This is a genomic window from Frankia sp. CcI156 (assembly GCF_001983015.1).
In the GTDB taxonomy this organism is placed as follows: domain Bacteria; phylum Actinomycetota; class Actinomycetes; order Frankiales; family Frankiaceae; genus Frankia; species Frankia casuarinae.
Genome location: NZ_MOMD01000128.1, coordinates 1 through 1,959 on the forward strand (window position 1 = coordinate 1; position 1,959 = coordinate 1,959).

A 1,959-nucleotide genomic window follows, 5' to 3' on the forward strand; every position below is an offset into this window, starting at 1 on the left:
ACACCACCACCGGATCCGCATCAGCCAACATCAACCCCACCCGCGACGCCGGATACTCCGGATCAACCGGCAGATACGCACCCCCCGCCTTCACCACCGCCAACAACGCCACCACCAACTCCACCGACCGCGCCACCGCCACCGCCACCACCCGCTCCGCACCCACCCCCAACCCCACCAAACGCCACGCCAACCGATTCGCCGCCACCTCCAACTCCCCATACGACACCACCCGCCCCTCACACACCAACGCCACCGCACCCGGACTCCGCCGCACCTGCGCCTCAAACAACTCCGACAACGTCACCTCCGGCACCACCACCCCCGTCTCATTCCACCCATCCACCACCCGGGCCCGCTCGGTCTCGTCGAGGAGCGGCACCTGGCTGACCCGGAGCGTGGGATCGGCAGCCACCGCCTCCAGCACCCKCACCAGCCGGTTCGCCGTCTCCTCGGCCGTCCGCTGGTCGAACAGGTCGGCCGAGTAGCCGACCGCCCCGCTGATCCCGGCGAGCTCCCCGTCGGGAGTGCGGTTCTCGGCCAGGCTGAACGACAGGTCGAACTTGGCCACGTCCGAGCCAGAGCGCTCCGGCCGTACCGACAGGCCGGGCAGCTCCCAACCCCCGTCCTGGTGGGTGTTCTGGAAGGTCARCATCACCTGGAACAGCGGGTGCCGGGACAGCGAGCGGGCCGGTTGCAGCTCCTCCACCAGCCGCTCGAACGGCACGTCCTGATGGGCGTACGCCGCCAGGTTCATCTCCCGCACCCGGCCGAGCAGCTCGGCAAAGGACGGGTCGCCGCCGAGGTCGGTGCGCAGCACCAGCGTGTTGACGAAGAACCCGATCAGATCGTCCACGGCGGCGTCGCCGCGACCGGCCACCGGGGTGCCCAGCGCGATGTCGGTGCCCGCGCCGAGCCCTGACAGCAGTACCGCAATCGCCGCCTGCATCACCATGAACAGCGTGGCCCRCTCGTCCTGGGCCAGCCCGGTGAGCCGCGCGTGCACCTGCGGGCCGAGCCGCAGCGGCACCGAGCCGCCGGCGAAGGAGGCCACGGGCGGGCGCTGGCGGTCGACCGGCAGGGTCAGCTCGGCAGGAAGCTCAGCCAGGGTCGACCGCCAGTACGCCAGTTGCCTGCTGATCAGGCTGTCCGGGTCGTCCTCACTGCCGAGCACTTCGCGCTGCCAGACCGCGAAGTCGGCGTACTGCACCGGCAAGGGCGCCCACGACGGTTCCTGACCGGACAGTCGCGCCGCATAGGCCGCCGACAGGTCGCGGGTCAGCACCCCCATCGACCAGCCGTCGGCCGCGATGTGGTGCATCACCAGGAGCAGCATGTGCTCCTGCGGGGACAGCGCGAACAAGGACGCCCGCCATGGCAGCTCGTGGCGCACGTCGAACGGACGACTCGCCTCGGCCGCCAGCAGGCCGGGTAGTTCCCGCTCATCGGTGTCCTGCACCACGAGCTCGGGGCCGCCCGCCAGGATCTGCTGGAAGGGCAGCCCATCCGAGTCGGGGAACACCGTCCGCAGGCTCTCGTGCCGAGTCGCGACGTCGGCCAACGCCGCGCGCAACGCCGCCCGGTCCAGGTCACCGCGCAGCCGCAGCGCCATCGGCATGTTGTAGACCGCGCTGCCCTCCTGCAACCGGTTCAGGAACCACATCCGCGCCTGGCCGAACGACAGCGGCAGCACCGCGGGCCGCCGGCCCGCCACCAGGGCGGTACGAGCGGTACCGTCGCCGCCGACCAGCCTGGCGACACCGGCCGGGGTCTGCGCCGTGAACAGGTCGTGGATGCTGACCTCAGCCCCGAGCGCCCCCCGCACCCGGGCAATCAGCCGCATCGCGAGCAGAGAGTCACCACCAAGATCGAAGAAACTGTCCTCGACCCCGACCCGCTCCAACCGCAACACCTCCGCAAACAAACCACACAACACCTCCTCCACCGCGGTACGCGGCG

The 1,959-nt window shown here is 70.8% G+C and carries 1 protein-coding gene; it reads right to left on the bottom strand.

The window, feature by feature from the left end:
- Positions 1–1,924, bottom strand: a 1,924-nt coding sequence (locus tag CcI156_RS23630) for a condensation domain-containing protein (protein ID WP_254847593.1), incomplete at its 3' end; no start/stop codon positions are given.
- Between the last annotated feature and the right edge of the window lie 35 nt (positions 1,925–1,959).